Source organism: Janthinobacterium sp. GW823-FHT06H09 (genome assembly GCF_058794735.1).
In genome coordinates this window covers 237,847-254,561 of sequence record NZ_JBXAHC010000009.1, presented here as the reverse complement: position 1 = coordinate 254,561, position 16,715 = coordinate 237,847, and the positions used below count along the sequence as shown (strand labels likewise).

Below are 16,715 nucleotides of genomic sequence, written 5' to 3'. Positions count from 1 at the left end.
ACAACCTTACATATCCACCCACCAGTTGAGCAAGGTTTCATCATCGTCGTCATCGAGGTTGACGTAGATATTGGCGAAGTACCATTCCACGCCCGTTGCCTCGCGGAAGGCGTCAAAGGGACCGTTGACGTTGTAGATGCCGTGGTGTCCCGGCACGCTGAAGGTGAGGTTGCCCTTGTACTGGCCGTCCATGGTGCCGCCCAGCTGGCTTTGCACGTCGCGTTCGAGCTGGTCCACTGCTGCTTGCGGCACATCGTCGGCGTAGATCTGGATGCAGAAGTTGCCACCGCGCTTTAAGACTTCGGCGGGGGCGAGCGGATTGGCGATGTTGACGATGTCGCCGCGCGCCAGGTTCAGGGTCAGGCCGGGCGAGGCCAGCAGTTCGTAGACGTGTTCGTCGATCTGGCGCGCGGGCAGGGTTTCATACACGGGACCGCTGGTGTTTTCGCCTGCCAGTACGCGGATGTGCGGCAAGCCTTCGCAATTAATGTCTTCCATTTATTCTTTCATAGTGCCGGCGCAATGCGCCGCAGGACGCCAGGTAGGGGTATATGGCAATATTGTACCGGCTAGGTGTTTGCTGGCGGGGTATGCAACAGTGCAGACGGGGAGACGCAATCGGGAATGCCGTGCCGGCAGGTGGTTGTTTATGTGGCCTGTGCGGTTCGAAGTGCCAGTTATGCGCCCTTGTCGCAATGCTTGGCCTGCGGCGTTTCAAGAACACGGAATATGCAAAAGGCACGCCGCAGCGTGCCTCGATATCATGCCAGGCGGGTTGGCCCCAGCTTAGAAGCGGTAGCTGGCACTGATGCGCAGCACTGGATACGCCTTGAAATCCTTGACCTTGTCGGACAGTTTTTCGTTTTCAGCGGCAACGTCCGTTTTCAGGGCGGCACAGACCAGCGGGTCGCAGCCGGTATTGTGCAGCGAGGTTTTCGGCGAACCCTGGAACAATACGCCGATGTCGCTGGAAATGCTCCAGCCGGCCTCTTTCACCGGGTTGCCCCAGCCGATGCCGATGTAGGGTGCGACCTTGCGGAAATCGATGGTGCCGTCCAGCTGGCCAGCGCTGGCCGCCGTATAGGTGTTGCCGTTCAATGTGTAGCTGCCGCTTTTGTTCGGCTTGCCTTTGGCATCGATTTTATTGCCGTTGTACACGACGCCGGCGCTCACGCGGAAGGCGCCGTCCATGGGGAAGTAGTCGAGCAAGGCATCGAAGGTGCGCAGCTTGAGTTTCAGCTTGTAGTCGACGTCTTCGGTGCTGGAGTCGTAGGAGTAATTCAGGAAGCCGACGCCAAAACGGGCATTCAGATTCGATTGCAGCGGCACGCTCAGGTGGGCGCCGACGCCAGTCGTACCCAGGTCGGCGGCGATGGCGATTTCTGCCTGGGCTTGGCTTGCGCAGAACATGCCTGCCAGTAGGGCGGCGATCAGGTATTGCTGTTTCATGCTTACTGACTCCAGTCGTTGATCTAATTATTTACGCGATAAATTACCCAATTGAAACTAAAGTTTCAATTGGGTAATTTCAACGAGAATAATAGAGGCTGGATTGTTGCCAAGCAAGACGAAGTGGCAAATGGTGCTACAAAGGTGTTGCTTTCCTGCCGCATCAGCTTGCGACGTGGCTTAATTGTGTGCGCTGATGCCGCTGCGGAATTGTTCGAAACCGGCGCGTGCGGCTTTATAGCAATTGCCGGCGGCCGCTTCCAGGCCTTCGCGGTCGAGCACTTCGACCGTGCCGCGACGGTACTGGATCAGGCCTTCATCCTGCAGCTTGCGCGCCGTGACGGTGACGCTTTCGCGGCGCACGCCCAGCATGTTGGCCATGGTGTCTTGCGTGACTTTCAGTTCGTTCGACAGGGAACGGTCGAGGCGGTCCAGCAGCCAGCGGCACAGTTTTTGTTCGATGCTGCAATGACGCCCGCCCACCACGTTCTGCGCCATTTGCGCAAACATGGCGCTGGTGTAGCGCATCAGCAATTGCGCCAGCGCGCCGCCTTCATTGAACACTTCACGCAGGAAGGCTGTTTTCAGGCGGTAGCCGTAGCCTGCCGTCTGTACGATGGCGGTGCAGGTGGCGCGCTCGGCTTCGTACAGCACCACGCCAGCCACGCCTTCGCGGCCGATGACGGCGATCTCGGTGGTGGCGCCGTCTTCCATCACATACAGCAGGGAAACGATGGCGTTGGTGGGGAAGTACGTGTATTCAATCTTGCCGCCGCAATCGAACAGGTGCTTGCCGGCAGGCAAAGCGACCAATTCCAGCTGGCAAAACAGGCGCTCCAGATCGGCGCGCGACAAGGCGCGCAGCAATTCGTTCTGTTGGGCGCCCGTGATGCTGATCATGGGTGTGGCCGGAGCGGCTTGCCAGTTGTGCTGGGCGGCTGCGTGGCTATTCGTTGCTGGTGTCAGGTTGCTATAAGCTTTGTACATGGTAGGGCCTCGTCTTCTGATTTTGTTGGATGGCGCTGCTTTTCTGGCTTGCTAGCGTTGTGCTGAATCTTGTATCCACTATAGAACCAGGGGGCAATGACGGGCATCGGATGAGCCGACGTGCTTATGTAGGCTAGGAACATTGCCCCGTGTCATCCAACTCCTACGCCCGCTCTTCATTTTCCCGTTTGGAAACAACCGTGTTTGGACAAAAATGCGGCGCGCTGCCCGCTACACCTGAACTTTGGCCGCATGCTGCGATCAAACCACTCTGCGTTGCAGTGCGTCGGTGATAAAATGTTGCCTTACGGAAATTTAACCGGCGTTTCGGTATGAGCCGCCGCATTACCTGCGCCGTGTTGGTGCGCGCCTGTCTTATCCCGTTTACCTGTTAATGAAGGAACGCAACGCATGAAATGGTTTTTTGATCTGAAAATTGCCACCAAGCTGATCTTGTCGTTTGGCGCCGTGCTGCTGCTGACGGCCGCGCTGGGCGTGTCGGCGATCTTTTCCATGGCGCGCATCAATACCGCGTCGACGGACCTGTCCGACAACTGGATGCCCAGCGTGCTGGCGGCCATGTCCATGCGCAGCGATGTCAGCGATTTCCGCCGCTGGGAACTGGCGCACATGCTGGCCGCGCAGGATGCCGACATGGCGCAGAACGAAACGCGCATGACGGAAACCCAGGCCAGGCTGAAGGCCGATGCCGACAAGTACCGCGGCCTGATTTCCGAACCGGGCGAGAAGGAAGTGTTCGAGCGCTTCCTGGCGCTCAATGATGAATTCATGCGCCTGCATGCAACCATGCTGAGCCTGTCGCGCGAGATGAAAAAGGAAGAGGCGCGCGCGCTGGCCGTGGGACCGTCGGCCCAGGTGATGACGGACATGATGGCGGCGCTCGATAAACTGGTGGCGATTAACACGGACGGCGGCGTGCGCTCGAGCGCCGGCGCGGACGCAACCTATGCGGCCTCGCGCGCCAGCCTGATCGGCTTGGTGGCGGGCATCGTCATCATCGGCATGCTGCTGGCGCTGTGGGTGGCGCGCAGCGTGGCGCGTCCGTTGATCGAGGCCGTCGGCGTGGCGCGCCGGGTGGCGGCTGGCGACTTGACGGCGCATATCGTTGTGCGATCGCAAGACGAAACGGGGCAGTTGATGCAAGCCCTGAAAGACATGAATGCCAGCCTGCAAAACCTGGTGGGCCAGGTACGCGGCGGCACCGATACCATCGCCACGGCGTCGAGCCAGATCGCGGCCGGCAACCAGGATTTGTCGTCGCGCACGGAAGAGCAGGCCAGTTCGCTGGAAGAAACGGCTTCGTCAATGGAAGAGCTGACCTCGACCGTGAAGCAGAACGCGGACAATGCGCGCCAGGCCAACACCATGGCGCAGACCTCGTCGAGCATCGCCATCGAAGGCGGCAAGGTGGTCAGCGAAGTGGTGGGCACGATGGCGTCGATCAATGCCTCGTCGCGCAAGATCGTCGACATCATCGCCGTCATCGACGGGATTGCTTTCCAGACCAATATTCTGGCCCTGAATGCGGCCGTCGAGGCGGCGCGCGCAGGCGAGCAGGGGCGCGGCTTTGCCGTCGTCGCCACGGAAGTGCGCAACCTGGCGCAACGCTCGGCCGCGGCGGCCAAGGATATCAAGGTCCTGATCGGCGATTCGGTCGAGAAAGTCGAGGCGGGCTCGAAACTGGTGGATCAGGCGGGCCGCACGATGGATGACATCGTTGCCAGCATCACCCGCGTGACGGACATCATGAGCGAGATCACGGCCGCCAGCAGCGAGCAGAGCGCCGGTATCGAGCAGGTTAACCAGGCCATCACCCAGATGGACCAGGTGACGCAGCAAAATGCGGCCCTGGTGGAAGAGGCTGCCGCGGCGGCCGAGTCGATGCAGGAGCAGGCCGCCAGCCTGAGCGAGGTGGTCAGCATCTTCAAGCTCGATGCGGCCAGCGCCGCCGCAAACCGGCCGCGTGCCCCTGTCAAGGCTGTCAAGGCGTCGGCAGCCGTGACGCCGGCAGTTGCGCCTCGTCAACTGGCCAGTACGGCGCGCCGCACGGCGCCAGTGGATGAGTGGGAAAGCTTTTAATTGAATTAAGTTAAGCGCGCTTGCGCGGCTTCCTGACGCTCTGGGCAGCGGGCGCGGCAGCGGCTTGCTGGCGCTGTTGCCACGCCTTCAGGGCTGCTTCGTAGGCGGCCAGGTCCTCCTGGTACATTTCCAGTACGCAAAAGGTGCAGCCGCTGTGGCAGCACTCGTCGTTGCCCGGTTTGCTGGGCGGCTGCGGTTGCGGATCGAGGGGGAAAGGCGGGGTGGGCATGGTGAGGGCAGGGACGGCGGAGCTGGCATCGGAGCTGCCATGATACGGCATCCCGGCAGGCTATTGCTGGAACGCTTTTTGCTCAAAAATCACGGTTTCCGTGTACAGTTGCGGTGAATTAGGGTATCGTTTACAGCACTGATATTGTATCTTCTGCGCGCGATGTTCCGCCGGCGCGATCTCCGCCGCCATCGCAGCACATCTCTTCGACGCTCCCGCATACGCCCTACAGCATGTCCCGGAGCACGGAGGTGCCGCAAGAACAATGATCCATGGCTTGCAAGACGGAGCTGCCTGTGCCCCGAAATGTTGTTTATTGAGAAAGCATGGCTTCCGCAGTGCGGAGGCACACCAGAAAATTTATGTCTGAAACCGAATCGACTCCTAAGCCCAGCCCGGCGATTGCCCCTGAAGCGGCGCCCGCCGCCGCTGCGCCTGCACCTGCCGCATCCGCTGCTCCCAGCCTGACCTTTGCCGACTTTGGCCTCGCGCCTGAAATCCAGCGCGCCTTGACCGACCAGGGTTACACCCATCCGACACCGATCCAGGAACAAGCGATCCCCGTGGTGCTGCAAGGCCGCGATGTGATGGGCGCCGCGCAAACGGGCACCGGCAAGACGGCCGGTTTTTCCTTGCCGATCATCCAGTTGCTGATGGCGCACGCCAGCAGCAGCATGTCGCCGGCGCGCCACCCGGTGCGCGCGCTGATCCTTACGCCGACGCGTGAGCTGGCGGTGCAGGTGGCCGAGAACGTCAAGGCCTACGCCAAGCACACGCCGCTGCGCTCGACCGTCGTCTTCGGCGGCATGGATATGAAGCCGCAAACCGTCATCCTGCGCGGCGGCGTGGAAATCGTCATCGCCACGCCGGGCCGCCTGCTCGACCATATCGAGCAAAAGAACATCAGCCTGAGCCAGGTGCAGATGCTGGTCATGGATGAGGCCGACCGCATGCTGGACATGGGTTTCCTGCCGGACTTGCAGCGCATCATCAACTTGTTGCCGAAACAGCGCCAGAACCTGATGTTCTCGGCCACGTTCTCGCCAGAAATCAAGAAGCTTGCCGCCACCTTCCTCAATGATCCGCTGACGATCGAAGTGGCGCGCAGCAACCAGACGGCCGACAAGGTCACGCAAGTGGTCTACAAGGTGACGGAAGACCAGAAGCATGCCCTGGTCGCCCATCTGCTGCGCCAGCGCGACCTGAAGCAGGTCATCGTATTCTCGAACACCAAGATCGGCGCTTCGCGCCTGGCCCGCGTGCTGGAGCAGGAAGGCATGAGCGCCACGGCGATTCACGGCGACAAGAGCCAGCAGGAACGCATGGCGGCGCTGGAGGCGTTCAAGAAGGGCGAAATCGACGTGCTGGTGGCGACCGACGTGGCGGCGCGCGGCCTGGATATTTCCGACCTGCCTTGTGTCATCAACTTCGACTTGCCGTACAACGCGGAAGACTATGTGCACCGTATCGGCCGCACGGGCCGCGCCGGCGCCTCGGGCGACGCCATTTCGATCTACTCGGATAAGGACGAGCGTTTGCTGGCCGATATCGAGAAACTCATCAAGCAAAGCATCAAGCGCGGCGAATTGACGGGCTTCAGCCCGGCGCCCGCCCGCAGCAGCGACAGCGAGCGCCGTCCGCCGCGCCGCAGCGAAGGTGGCGAGGCACGCCCGGCGCGTCCGTCCGAGAGCCGCTACGCGGGCGACGCCGAGACGCGTTCGGCGAGCCGTCCGGCCGACCGCGCCAGCCGTCCCTTCTCTGCAGGGCCGCGTCGCGACAAGGTTGATCCGTGGTTCCTCAGGCCGTATGAGCCAGCTAAGGCCGCCGCACCTGTGGCTAGCAACAATCTCCCTGCGCCGAAACCGAAGCCGAAACTGGCAGCTCTCTTGGGTGGTCTAGCCAAGGGTTGATCATTGTCGGGGAAATGCAACACTGCCGTGCCGTTTCCCCAGACAGCCTGCATGTCTGTTCCGCTTTTATCCCATATGAATTCGCCTGCTTTGGTAGGAGCATTTCAATAGTGCGCAGATTGCCAGCTAGGAATGTGAATGCTACAATTAGGATGTCGTTCTCAAATTGATAAAATAACTAGCTGCTCAGCTTGTTTTATTTCCCCTTTTTCCTGTTTGTTTTTTTAGGTAATGTGGCGAAGTTGGCTGTTTGGGTCTAACTTTTGGTTAGTTTTCTCAAGGTGATACATTTTCGTTACATTTTGTATCAAATGTAACGCGATTGGTGAATAAAAGCTCTGTGCCCATATGCGGACAGTTGTAATAATACTGATCTTGCCAATATTCGGGTATTTATCATATGCAGTCTAGCCGCGTTAAACCTAAGGTCGCGATTCTTTTGTGCACCTATCACGGTCAGCAATACCTTTGTGATCAGCTCGATTCGTTTGCAACGCAATCATATCCCAACTGGGAGGTGTGGGCTTCTGACGACGGGTCCAAGGATGATACCCATTCAATTCTGGAAGCTTATCAGGCCAAGTGGGGCGAAGGCCGCCTTTCTATTCATCCGGGACCAGGCCTTGGTTTCGCCGCAAATTTTCTCTCGCTAACGTGCAGGAGTGATATTGAGGCTGAGTACTATGCTTACTCCGATCAGGATGATATATGGGAAGCTGACAAGTTGGAGCGAGCTCTGGCGTGGCTATCCACCGTGCCCCAGCAAGTGCCGTCATTGTACTGTTCCCGGGCTCGTCTGGTCGATGAGGGAAACAACCATATCGGTTATTCGCCGCTGTTCACACGCGCCCCAAGTTTTCCGAATTCATTAATACAAAGCATCGGTGGTGGTAATACGATGGTATTTAACGCTGCAGCACGCAAGTTGTTGCAGGAGGCTGGCGATGATGTCGACGTCATTTCGCATGATTGTTGGGTCTATATGGTCGTTGCAGGCTGTGGCGGGAAGGTATTTTATGATGCCTATCCGTCCTTGCGTTATCGCCAGCACGGCGATAACCTAGTTGGCACGAATGCCGGCTGGGGGGCTCGCATGTCCCGCCTGAAGCGTCTTTGGAATGGGTGGTTTAGAGACTGGAATGACCGCAATGTCGCAGCGCTACAGCGCCTGCATGGCCACCTCACCAGCGAAAATCAACAGATCCTCGATGATTTTTCAGAGGCCCGGCGCACTTGGCTACTTCCGCGCCTGCTGCGCTTGAAGCAGTCAGGCATCAGTCGGCAAAATTGGACGGGCAATGTAGCCCTTTTCGTCGCAGCAATTTTTAATAAAATATAATATGAGCATATTGGTAACGGGTGGTGCGGGATTTATTGGCAGTAATTTTGTGCTTGACTGGTTTGCCCAATCACAAGAGACTGTCATCAATCTGGATAATTTGACGTATGCAGGGAATTTGGCGAATTTAAGTGGCCTGAAGGATAATCCGGGGCATGTTTTTATTCGTGGGGATATTGGTGATGTAGCGTTGATTGCATCCTTGCTGGAGAAATATCGTCCTCGTGCCATTCTGAATTTCGCCGCCGAGAGTCATGTGGATCGGTCCATCCACGGCCCCGAAGACTTTATTCAGACGAATATTGTCGGTACATTTCACCTGCTCGAAGCGACGCGCGCATATTGGTCCGCTTTAACTGAGGTGGAGAAAGCCGCTTTCCGTTTCCTGCACGTCTCTACCGACGAAGTATATGGTTCCTTGGAGAAGGATGCTCCTGCTTTTAATGAAGAACATCGTTACGAACCTAATAGCCCGTATTCGGCGAGCAAGGCCGCGAGCGACCATTTGGTGCGTGCCTATCATCATACGTATGGCCTGCCAGTGTTGACGACAAATTGTTCCAATAACTACGGGCCATACCACTTCCCAGAAAAACTGATTCCATTGATTATCCACAATGCGCTAAGTGGCAGAGCGTTGCCTATATATGGTGATGGCCAGCAGATTCGCGACTGGTTGTACGTGAAAGACCATTGTTCTGCGATTCGTCGCGTGCTGGAAGATGGTCGACTCGGTGAAACATATAATGTCGGCGGCTGGAATGAAAAGGCCAACCTGGAAGTCGTCCATACGTTATGCGACATACTGGATGAATTGCAGCCCCGATCGGATGGCCAGCTCTATAAGACGCAAATTACGTATGTCAAGGATCGTCCGGGACATGACCGCCGTTATGCCATCGATGCGAGCAAGCTGGAACGTGAGCTCGGTTGGAAGCCGGCCGAGACGTTTGAAACTGGAATTCGTAAAACGGTGCAATGGTATCTTGACCATCACGATTGGGTGGCCAGCGTTACCAGCGGTAATTATCGTAATTGGGTAGAGCAGCAGTACACATGAAGATACTTTTGCTTGGTCGAAATGGTCAAGTTGGCCATGAGCTGCGGCGGACATTATTGCCGCTCGGCGAATTGCTAGCTGTGTCGCGTTCGGACGTGGATCTGGCCGACCTTGAATGCTTAAAAGCAAAATTGCGGCAGTATCAGCCCGACCTGGTGGTGAATGCCGCCGCTTATACGGCTGTGGACAAGGCCGAGGTCGAGATTGCTTCGGCATTTAAGGTGAATGCCGAAGCTGTGGCTGTGCTGGCAGATTATGCCAGGGCTTATGGCGCCAGATTGTTGCATTATTCCACTGATTATGTCTTTGATGGCGCTAAAGGCGAGCCTTATGCTGAAACTGATGCGGTGTCTCCGCAAAATGTTTACGGCAAGAGCAAGTGTGCAGGCGAAGATGCCATTCGCGCTAGTGGCTGCGATGCCATAATCTTGCGAACCAGCTGGGTCATTTCCTCGCATGGGAAAAATTTTATCAAGACAATTTTGCGTCTTGCGCAAGAGCGGGACAGCCTGGACGTGGTAGCGGATCAAATCGGTGCTCCGACATCGGCTGAATTGATTGCCGATGTCACTGCACTTGCGGTAGCCGCCTGGCTTCAGCATCGCCTGAGTGCCGGAACTTACCATTTGACCGCCTCGGGAGCGACCTCGTGGCATGGCCTGGCCAGCTATATTCTTGAGCGGATGCTTGCACAGGGGGGGAGCACCCGTCTGCGCCCGTCCGCCGTAAGGGCAGTCTCTACGGATGACTATCCTTTGCCGGCCAAGCGTCCACTAAATTCGCGCATGAACACGGAAGCCATTTGTGGCGCCTTGGGATTGACCCTTCCTGACTGGAAAAACCATGTTGATCGGTGCGTCGATCAACTGCTTCAATTGGACTCATCGACATGAAACGTAAAGGTATTATTCTCGCTGGTGGGTCTGGTACCCGCCTACATCCTGCGACATTGGCGATTAGCAAGCAGTTACTTCCTGTTTTCGATAAGCCAATGATTTACTATCCATTGAGCACGTTGATGCTCGCCGGCATACGGGATATTTTGATTATTTCTACCCCTCAGGACACTCCCCGCTTTGAACAATTGCTGGGTAATGGCGCGCAGTGGGGCTTGAATCTCGAATATGCCGTGCAGGCTACTCCAGATGGCTTGGCGCAGGCATTCATCATCGGTGCGGATTTTATCGGAAATGATCACTCGACGTTGGTCCTTGGCGACAATATTTTCTATGGCCACGACTTTCATGATCTGCTTGGTAATGCGATGCAGCGAAAAGAGGGCGCCAGTGTATTTGCCTATCATGTGCATGATCCGGAGCGCTATGGGGTTGCGGAATTTGATGCGCAGTGCCGTGTCCTTTCGTTGGAAGAGAAACCTTTGCAGCCGAAGTCGAATTATGCGGTGACCGGTCTGTATTTCTACGACAATGATGTAGTGGAAATGGCAAAGACTCTTTCACCCTCGCATCGGGGCGAGTTGGAAATCACTGATTTGAATCGGCTTTATCTTGAGCAGGGACGGTTGAATGTCGAAATTATGGGCCGCGGCTACGCATGGCTTGACACTGGCACGCATGAGTCTCTTTTGGACGCCAGCCAATTTATTGCGACAATAGAAAATCGCCAAGGCCTGAAGGTTTCGTGCCCTGAGGAAATTGCATTTAGGCAAAAATGGATCGATGCGGCGCAGTTGGAGAAACTGGCGCAGCCATTGAAAAAAAATGGTTATGGCCAGTATTTGTTGCGGCTATTGAATGAAATGGTGTACTGATGAATGCAATTCTTCTGACTATTCCTGATGTGATTTTACTGGAGCCCAAGCTTTACAGTGACGATCGTGGCTTTTTCTTTGAAAGTTTTAATCAGCGTCAATTTGAGCTGGATATAGGGCAAGGTGTGAATTTTGTGCAGGATAATCATTCCTATTCTGCCAAGGGCGTGTTGCGTGGCCTGCATTATCAGGTAGAGCAGAGTCAGGGGAAATTGGTCCGGGTAACATCGGGATCGATATTTGACGTTGCTGTCGATTTGCGCCGCAATTCGGCTACGTTCGGGAAATGGGTTGGTGAGATTCTGAGCGCGGAGAATAAAAAACAGCTATGGATACCACCGGGATTTGCTCATGGATTTTATGTGCTATCTGATGGTGCGGAATGCTTGTACAAGACGAGTAATTATTATGCGCCAGCACACGAGCAGTGCATTATGTGGAATGATCCAGAATTGAATATCGATTGGCAACTACATATGCAGCCAATCCTGTCGCTTAAAGATCAGGCTGGAATTTCACTGGCCAATGCCAAGGTATATGAATGAGTAACAAATTGGTGGAATACATGGGGGAGCTGGGGAAGGCGCGTGCCGTTCTTTGGCAATTGGTTCGTCAGCAGCTGATTTTACGTTACCGTCGTACTGCATTAGGTTATCTGTGGACATTGATCAGTCCATTGCTGATGATGTCCGTCACGGCCGTAGTGTTTTCAACGTTGTTCAAATTGGATTTGAAGAGCTATACGGTGTTTTTGTTTGCCGGCATGATACCGTGGAATTGTTTCAGTGCGATCGTTAGCCAGTCTGGTGGCTCACTGATAAATAATGAAGGTCTTATTAAGAAGATTTATTTGCCGAAATTAATTTTTCCGCTCAGTGTAGCTTTAGGCGTCTTGATAGATAGCATCTTGTCTTTCTTTGCGCTGTTTCTGATTATCATGGCAGTCGGGGCAGAGCTGTCCTGGGCTATTTTGTTCATACCCGTTGCCTATATATTGCTCTTCATGTTTGCGGCCGGACTGGGATTCATCATATCGATAGTTACCGTGTTTTTTCGGGACTTGCAGCACGTTATCGTGATTGTCATGCAGGCCTGGTTCTATCTGACCCCGGTGATGTACAAGTACGATGCGTTGGCTGGAAAACTGACTGAATTCATCAAATGGAATCCGCTAGTGCCATTTATTGAATTGTTCCGTGCTCCTCTATATTCGGCCAGCCTGCCATCGACGAGCACAATTTTAGTCTGCCTGGCATATACCATGACTTCGCTGGTCGCGGGATCTCTATTCTTTTTCTTCCAAGAGAAGAAAATCGTTTTTAGACTGTGAACAAAATGTCGAATATTATTGTTGATAATCTGTCGATCAAGTTTCGTGTCTATCACGACCGTTCGCCTTCACTGAAGGACTTTTTTGCCAGTCTATTTCGGAGAAATAAGAAGTCTGCCTATTCGGACTTTTGGGCTGTGAAGAACGTTTCTCTGAAAATGCATGCTGGCGAACGTATCGGTATCGTCGGGCATAACGGTGCTGGGAAGAGTACTTTGCTCAAGGCGCTGTGCCGGATTTATGAGCCATCCTCCGGATCTATCCGTGTGAATGGTCGGATTGCCCCCCTCTTGGAAATCGGTGCCGGTTTTCATCCAGAATTTACTGGCCGGGAGAATATTTACCTGAATGGTTCTATCTTGGGTTATAGCAATGCTCAGTTAAAAGAAATTGAGGATGGCGTTATTGCCTTTGCCGAACTTGAGGAGTTCATTGATACTCCTGTGAAATATTACTCCAGTGGAATGTATATGCGTCTGGCATTTTCTCTCGCTACTGCCATGCATCCGGACATCCTTGTACTCGATGAAGTCTTCGCCGGCGGTGATGCTGCCTTTGTAAACAAGGCAAAAGAGCGGATGCATAATTTGATAGATAAGGCTAATATCATGATCATGGTGTCACATGATCATGATCTGATTTTGTCATTATGCAATCGTGTGATTTGGATGGATCATGGCATACCGGTTGCCGATGGTGCACCTGGTGAAGTGGTCGAACGATATTTGACGGGGCGCATACATGGATAAACCAGGTCTAGCTTCTTCGTTTCAGCAAACAATCGAGATGGTAACCGCGTTGTATAGCGATGCAGAGCGGCATAATAAAATGCTGGAGATGATGCAGAAAACGGTGTGTCACCTTTCGCTGCAGCTAGAGGAGAGTGAACTTGCCCACCAATCATTGGTGGCACAGGCGGAGAGCCTGGCGCAGGCGATGGAAATGGAAAAGAGTATTCCAATGGCGGAATACGTGCGGCATACGTTGCAATTCTTGTCTCGACAGCGCTATATCGCGTCGCTTACCCTAACCAATGCGCACGCAGGCCTGGAAGCAGGTTCCGCATCGTCTGCGGAAGGTGCGGCCGCGCCAGATCCACTGCAGTCCTGGTTGCCTGAGGCGCCAGTGAATACCACTGCTGAGGGCGCGGTTGAGCATAGAGTGCTGGCTGAAGAGAATCGTCCCCAAGATAGCCTAGGGCGCCTGCGAGCCTCTTGGGCCGGGCAGATTTATATCCGCCACCTGAAACGTATTACTTTGGCGCGTCAACTCGCGTTGTGGATGTGGCGTAATGGTTATCCATTCTACATAAACCATATTGCTACCCATCTTGGGAAGGGGAAGTTGCGCAAGTGGCGGCCATTGGTACCGCTAAGCAGTTTCGGCAAGATAAACCACCTTACCCGCTACGAACTATTTGCACCGGCCGTGGTTGATACTCCGGTTCCGCGCGTCGTGCCTTCATGCGATCAGTCATATCTGCAGTCCCCCCACGAGCGGTACGAATTTCCCTCGCTATCTGTGACCGTGCTGAAAAATGCTACAGCATATGCTAATACCAATCTTGTATTGGTAGATGGAAAGGTGATTTGTCATGATTTATTTGACGTCGAACGCGATTACACCAGCGAAGAATTGCATGGGAGAATATTAATTGATCCTAAGTCGAAACGTTGCCGGTGGCTGGTATCTGATGCTGCGCCGGTATCTTTTGATGTCGTCGCCAGTTTCTTTGATGCTTGCGCGCCCAATTATGCACATTGGTTGACAGAAGTGTTGCCACGTGTCGCAGTTTATTGTGCCGATTCCCGTTTTAAGGATGTGCCTATTGCAGTCAATGATGGGTTGCATAAAAATATTATGGAGTCGTTACGCTTGGTTGTTGGTAATGACCGGCAGATTATCACTGTGGCAGCAGGGAAAGCCTTGTTGGTAAAAGAATTGCACCTTATGTCGGTAGCCGGTTACGTGCCATTCGACCGGCGAGATCCAAAGTTGCGAGGGCACTCGCATGGAAAATTTAGCCCGAGTGCGATCGAGTTGATTCGTAATCACTTATATGGTGTGACGAGCGATGATACGAAAGAGCAATGGCCAGAAAAAGTCTTCTTGCGACGCAACTCCGGAGTACGGAAAGTTGCCAATGCCACTGCGCTGGAAGAATTGATGGTGACGCGAGGCTATGTCATAGTAGAGCCAGAAAAATTAAGTTTCAAGCAGCAAGTTCACCTGTTCAGAAATGCAAAATCCATCGTTGGATCATCAGGGGCAGCGTTGGCGAATATTATTTTCGCAAAAAAAGATGCTAATATATCTATATTTATCAGCAAATACCCAGACACCAGTTATTGGTATTGGCAGAATATGGCTAGCGCTGCCGGCGCGCGTATAAATTATGTATTAGGTAATATAGCGAGTGATGGGAAAGAGGAAAGTATTCATTCTGATTTTCATATCGACTTAGATAAGTTAGCTTTGGAAAAGGATGAGAGCCTATGAAGCCATGCGTGCGGGGAAAGACGGTATATTTGCGTGAGGTAGCATCATCGGATTCCGAATTTATTCTTGCTCTGCGTACCGATGCGCAAAAGAGCAAATACCTTCATTCAACAGATTCTGACATTAAAAAGCAAGAAGAATTTATTGAAAAATATCAATCGTCTATGACTGATTTTTATTTTATCATATGCGATTGGGAGCATCGGCAGCTAGGGACGGTGAGAATTTATGATGTTCGTGGCGATAGTTTTTGCTGGGGCAGCTGGATTCTTTCTGCCGATGCGCCTGCGAATGCTGCGATTGAATCTGCACTGCTTCTTTACGATTTTGCTTTCTATTCCTTGCATTATGCGAAATCGCATTTTGACGTGAGAAAAGAGAACAAGCGCGTTGTCGACTTTCATCTCCGGTTTGGGGCGGTAGTTGTGAGTGAGGATGCGGAGAATTTTTATTTTGAGTATCCGATGGAAAAGTATTTAAGTATTAGAAATAAATATCGGCGCTATATCCCATAGGAGTAAAATGAATATTGATATATGTCAGCTTGTTGATTTGCCAAAAATCAATGATCGTCGAGGTAATTTGACTTTTGTCGAGTCTGGTCGTCACATTCCCTTCGATATTCGAAGGGTGTATTATTTGTACGATGTGCCGGGTGGGGCGGAGAGAGGTGGGCATGCACATAAAAAACTACATCAGTTAATTATTGCGATGTCTGGTTCATTTGACATTCATCTGGATGATGGTCATTCAAAAAAAGTGGTGCATATGAACCGCAGTTATTATGGTTTGTATGTATGTCCAATGATCTGGCGTGAAATTGATAATTTTTCTTCTGGCGCTGTCTGCATGGTTTTGGCATCAGACTATTATGAAGAAGAGGATTATTATCGAGAATATGCAGAATTTAAAAAAGATGTAAATAAGGAAGCCCCATGAGAAAAGTCCCGTTTCTTGATATCGGACGCATGCATCAGTCGATCCGTGATGACCTAGACGCCGCTTATCGCCGTGTTACCGATTCCGGCTGGTTTATCATGGGACCAGAACTGGAGGCATTTGAGGCGGAATTCGCCGCCTATTCGGGGGCCAAGCACTGTATCGGGGTAGGCAATGGCCTGGAAGCCTTGCATCTGTTGCTGCGGGCCTATGATATTGGCCCTGGCGATGAAGTCATTGTGCCTTCCAATACATTTATCGCAACATGGCTGGCGGTTAGCCAGTGCGGAGCGATACCGGTGCCTGTCGAGCCTTGCAGTGATACCTACAATCTTGATCCGGCATTGCTCGCTGCAGCGATTACCACGCGTACCCGCGCCATTATGCCGGTTCACTTGTACGGGCAACCTGCCGACATGGACCCTATTAATGAGTTGGCAAAAAAACATGGCTTGAAGGTTATTGAAGATGCTGCCCAGTCGCAAGGTGCCCGTTATAAGGGGCGTTGCGCCGGGGCATTGGCGGACGCTGCAGCGACCAGTTTCTATCCCGGGAAGAACTTGGGAGCGCTGGGCGATGGTGGCGCAGTTTTAACCAGTGACGATTCCGTTGCGGCGCGCGTGCGCCAGTTGCGGAATTATGGTTCCACAGTCAAGTACCAGCACGACGTGGCTGGCTTCAATACCCGGTTGGATGAATTGCAGGCTGCTTTCCTGCGCGTGAAGTTACCCCTGCTTGATGCGGGAAATGCCCGTCGTCGCGAAATCGCTGCGCTGTACACGGCCGGCCTGGCGCAGGCCGACGTGGTACTGCCGGTCGTTGGCGCGGATATCGAGTCTGTCTGGCATCTTTATGTGATCCGTAGCAAACAGCGCGACGCGCTCAAAGCGCATCTGGAGCGTGCCGGTGTCTCCACGGTGATTCACTATCCTACGCCACCGCACCTGCAGGCTTGTTATCCGGAATATAAGGATTTCTCTCTGCCTATCGCCGCCAGCCAAGCCGGTGAACTGTTGAGTTTGCCAATGTCTCCGCTTCTCGATCAAGGCGATATCGATCACGTGATTCAGTCCGTACTGAGTTTTCGCTGATGTTTGTTGAC

General features: G+C 53.6%; 17 protein-coding genes. 13 read left to right on the top strand and 4 right to left on the bottom strand.

From position 1 onward, the window contains the following. Positions 1–6 precede the first annotated feature (6 nt). The 3 genes from AC1Q6X_RS17580 to AC1Q6X_RS17570 form a co-directional block, all read right to left on the bottom strand. Positions 7–498 (bottom strand): DUF4265 domain-containing protein, encoded by a 492-nt coding sequence (locus AC1Q6X_RS17580; protein ID WP_070224354.1) that lies wholly within the window; start codon positions 496–498, stop codon positions 7–9. 288 nt (positions 499–786) lie between these two features. Beyond that, positions 787–1,449 carry a hypothetical protein gene (locus AC1Q6X_RS17575; protein WP_175444717.1) on the bottom strand — a complete coding sequence of 221 codons (663 nt, stop codon included), beginning with the start codon at positions 1,447–1,449 and terminating at the stop codon, positions 787–789. A gap of 180 nt (positions 1,450–1,629) precedes the next feature. Further along, complete coding sequence (locus AC1Q6X_RS17570; protein WP_035828139.1) at positions 1,630–2,349, bottom strand: Crp/Fnr family transcriptional regulator; 720 nt, start codon at positions 2,347–2,349, stop codon at positions 1,630–1,632. A 498-nt stretch (positions 2,350–2,847) separates the two neighbouring features. Between AC1Q6X_RS17570 and AC1Q6X_RS17565 the strand changes: the two genes are divergently transcribed. After that, the gene (locus tag AC1Q6X_RS17565) at positions 2,848–4,536 is read left to right on the top strand and encodes a methyl-accepting chemotaxis protein (RefSeq protein WP_492497934.1); all 1,689 of its coding nucleotides are present in this window, start codon (positions 2,848–2,850) and stop codon (positions 4,534–4,536) included. Between the two features lie 10 nt (positions 4,537–4,546). On the opposite strand, the gene AC1Q6X_RS17560 is transcribed toward AC1Q6X_RS17565, so the two are convergent. Next, positions 4,547–4,765 carry an oxidoreductase-like domain-containing protein gene (locus AC1Q6X_RS17560; RefSeq protein WP_492497933.1) on the bottom strand — a complete coding sequence of 73 codons (219 nt, stop codon included), beginning with the start codon at positions 4,763–4,765 and terminating at the stop codon, positions 4,547–4,549. A 362-nt stretch (positions 4,766–5,127) separates the two neighbouring features. Between AC1Q6X_RS17560 and AC1Q6X_RS17555 the strand changes: the two genes are divergently transcribed. From AC1Q6X_RS17555 to AC1Q6X_RS17500, 12 genes are all read left to right on the top strand, one after another. Then, a complete protein-coding gene (locus AC1Q6X_RS17555; protein ID WP_492497932.1) occupies positions 5,128–6,675 on the top strand; it encodes a DEAD/DEAH box helicase in 1,548 nt (515 codons plus the stop codon). A 400-nt stretch (positions 6,676–7,075) separates the two neighbouring features. Then, positions 7,076–8,014, top strand: a complete 939-nt coding sequence (locus AC1Q6X_RS17550; RefSeq protein ID WP_492497931.1) for a glycosyltransferase family 2 protein — start codon at positions 7,076–7,078, stop codon at positions 8,012–8,014. A 1-nt stretch (position 8,015) separates the two neighbouring features. Continuing rightward, on the top strand, positions 8,016–9,074 hold the full coding sequence (gene rfbB, locus AC1Q6X_RS17545) for a dTDP-glucose 4,6-dehydratase (protein WP_230502287.1): 1,059 nt from the start codon (positions 8,016–8,018) through the stop codon (positions 9,072–9,074). Beyond that, positions 9,071–9,967, top strand: a complete 897-nt coding sequence (gene rfbD, locus AC1Q6X_RS17540; RefSeq protein ID WP_230502289.1) for a dTDP-4-dehydrorhamnose reductase — start codon at positions 9,071–9,073, stop codon at positions 9,965–9,967. The genes rfbB and rfbD overlap by 4 nt, the downstream gene beginning before the upstream one ends. Beyond that, positions 9,964–10,845: a glucose-1-phosphate thymidylyltransferase RfbA gene (gene rfbA / locus AC1Q6X_RS17535; RefSeq protein ID WP_230502291.1), complete on the top strand. Its 882-nt coding sequence runs from the start codon at positions 9,964–9,966 to the stop codon at positions 10,843–10,845. The genes rfbD and rfbA overlap by 4 nt, the downstream gene beginning before the upstream one ends. After that, positions 10,845–11,390, top strand: a complete 546-nt coding sequence (gene rfbC / locus AC1Q6X_RS17530; RefSeq protein WP_230502293.1) for a dTDP-4-dehydrorhamnose 3,5-epimerase — start codon at positions 10,845–10,847, stop codon at positions 11,388–11,390. The genes rfbA and rfbC overlap by 1 nt, the downstream gene beginning before the upstream one ends. Beyond that, positions 11,387–12,175 carry an ABC transporter permease gene (locus tag AC1Q6X_RS17525; RefSeq protein WP_230502295.1) on the top strand — a complete coding sequence of 263 codons (789 nt, stop codon included), beginning with the start codon at positions 11,387–11,389 and terminating at the stop codon, positions 12,173–12,175. Before rfbC ends, AC1Q6X_RS17525 begins: the two co-directional genes overlap by 4 nt. Before the next feature lie 5 nt (positions 12,176–12,180). Beyond that, a complete protein-coding gene (locus AC1Q6X_RS17520; protein WP_230502297.1) occupies positions 12,181–12,924 on the top strand; it encodes an ABC transporter ATP-binding protein in 744 nt (247 codons plus the stop codon). Next, entirely contained in the window at positions 12,917–14,674 is a 1,758-nt protein-coding gene (locus AC1Q6X_RS17515) for a glycosyltransferase family 61 protein (RefSeq protein WP_230502299.1), read from the top strand. Before AC1Q6X_RS17520 ends, AC1Q6X_RS17515 begins: the two co-directional genes overlap by 8 nt. Next, the gene (locus tag AC1Q6X_RS17510) at positions 14,671–15,189 is read left to right on the top strand and encodes a GNAT family N-acetyltransferase (protein WP_230502301.1); all 519 of its coding nucleotides are present in this window, start codon (positions 14,671–14,673) and stop codon (positions 15,187–15,189) included. Before AC1Q6X_RS17515 ends, AC1Q6X_RS17510 begins: the two co-directional genes overlap by 4 nt. Positions 15,190–15,196: 7 nt before the next feature. Further along, a complete protein-coding gene (locus tag AC1Q6X_RS17505) occupies positions 15,197–15,613 on the top strand; it encodes a sugar 3,4-ketoisomerase (RefSeq protein ID WP_230502303.1) in 417 nt (138 codons plus the stop codon). Beyond that, positions 15,610–16,704 (top strand): DegT/DnrJ/EryC1/StrS family aminotransferase, encoded by a 1,095-nt coding sequence (locus AC1Q6X_RS17500; RefSeq protein ID WP_230502305.1) that lies wholly within the window; start codon positions 15,610–15,612, stop codon positions 16,702–16,704. Before AC1Q6X_RS17505 ends, AC1Q6X_RS17500 begins: the two co-directional genes overlap by 4 nt. Positions 16,705–16,715 lie beyond the last annotated feature (11 nt).

Coding starts and splice junctions, on each gene's coding strand:
- AC1Q6X_RS17550 (WP_492497931.1), top strand. CDS start 7,076: ATGCAGTCTAGCCGCGTTAAACCTAAGGTCGCGATTCTTTTGTGCACC.
- AC1Q6X_RS17570 (WP_035828139.1), bottom strand. CDS start 2,349: ATGATCAGCATCACGGGCGCCCAACAGAACGAATTGCTGCGCGCCTTG.
- rfbA (WP_230502291.1), top strand. CDS start 9,964: ATGAAACGTAAAGGTATTATTCTCGCTGGTGGGTCTGGTACCCGCCTA.
- AC1Q6X_RS17580 (WP_070224354.1), bottom strand. CDS start 498: ATGGAAGACATTAATTGCGAAGGCTTGCCGCACATCCGCGTACTGGCA.
- rfbC (WP_230502293.1), top strand. CDS start 10,845: ATGAATGCAATTCTTCTGACTATTCCTGATGTGATTTTACTGGAGCCC.
- AC1Q6X_RS17520 (WP_230502297.1), top strand. CDS start 12,181: ATGTCGAATATTATTGTTGATAATCTGTCGATCAAGTTTCGTGTCTAT.
- AC1Q6X_RS17555 (WP_492497932.1), top strand. CDS start 5,128: ATGTCTGAAACCGAATCGACTCCTAAGCCCAGCCCGGCGATTGCCCCT.
- AC1Q6X_RS17505 (WP_230502303.1), top strand. CDS start 15,197: ATGAATATTGATATATGTCAGCTTGTTGATTTGCCAAAAATCAATGAT.
- rfbB (WP_230502287.1), top strand. CDS start 8,016: ATGAGCATATTGGTAACGGGTGGTGCGGGATTTATTGGCAGTAATTTT.
- AC1Q6X_RS17525 (WP_230502295.1), top strand. CDS start 11,387: ATGAGTAACAAATTGGTGGAATACATGGGGGAGCTGGGGAAGGCGCGT.
- AC1Q6X_RS17510 (WP_230502301.1), top strand. CDS start 14,671: ATGAAGCCATGCGTGCGGGGAAAGACGGTATATTTGCGTGAGGTAGCA.
- AC1Q6X_RS17560 (WP_492497933.1), bottom strand. CDS start 4,765: ATGCCCACCCCGCCTTTCCCCCTCGATCCGCAACCGCAGCCGCCCAGC.
- AC1Q6X_RS17500 (WP_230502305.1), top strand. CDS start 15,610: ATGAGAAAAGTCCCGTTTCTTGATATCGGACGCATGCATCAGTCGATC.
- AC1Q6X_RS17575 (WP_175444717.1), bottom strand. CDS start 1,449: ATGAAACAGCAATACCTGATCGCCGCCCTACTGGCAGGCATGTTCTGC.
- AC1Q6X_RS17565 (WP_492497934.1), top strand. CDS start 2,848: ATGAAATGGTTTTTTGATCTGAAAATTGCCACCAAGCTGATCTTGTCG.
- AC1Q6X_RS17515 (WP_230502299.1), top strand. CDS start 12,917: ATGGATAAACCAGGTCTAGCTTCTTCGTTTCAGCAAACAATCGAGATG.
- rfbD (WP_230502289.1), top strand. CDS start 9,071: ATGAAGATACTTTTGCTTGGTCGAAATGGTCAAGTTGGCCATGAGCTG.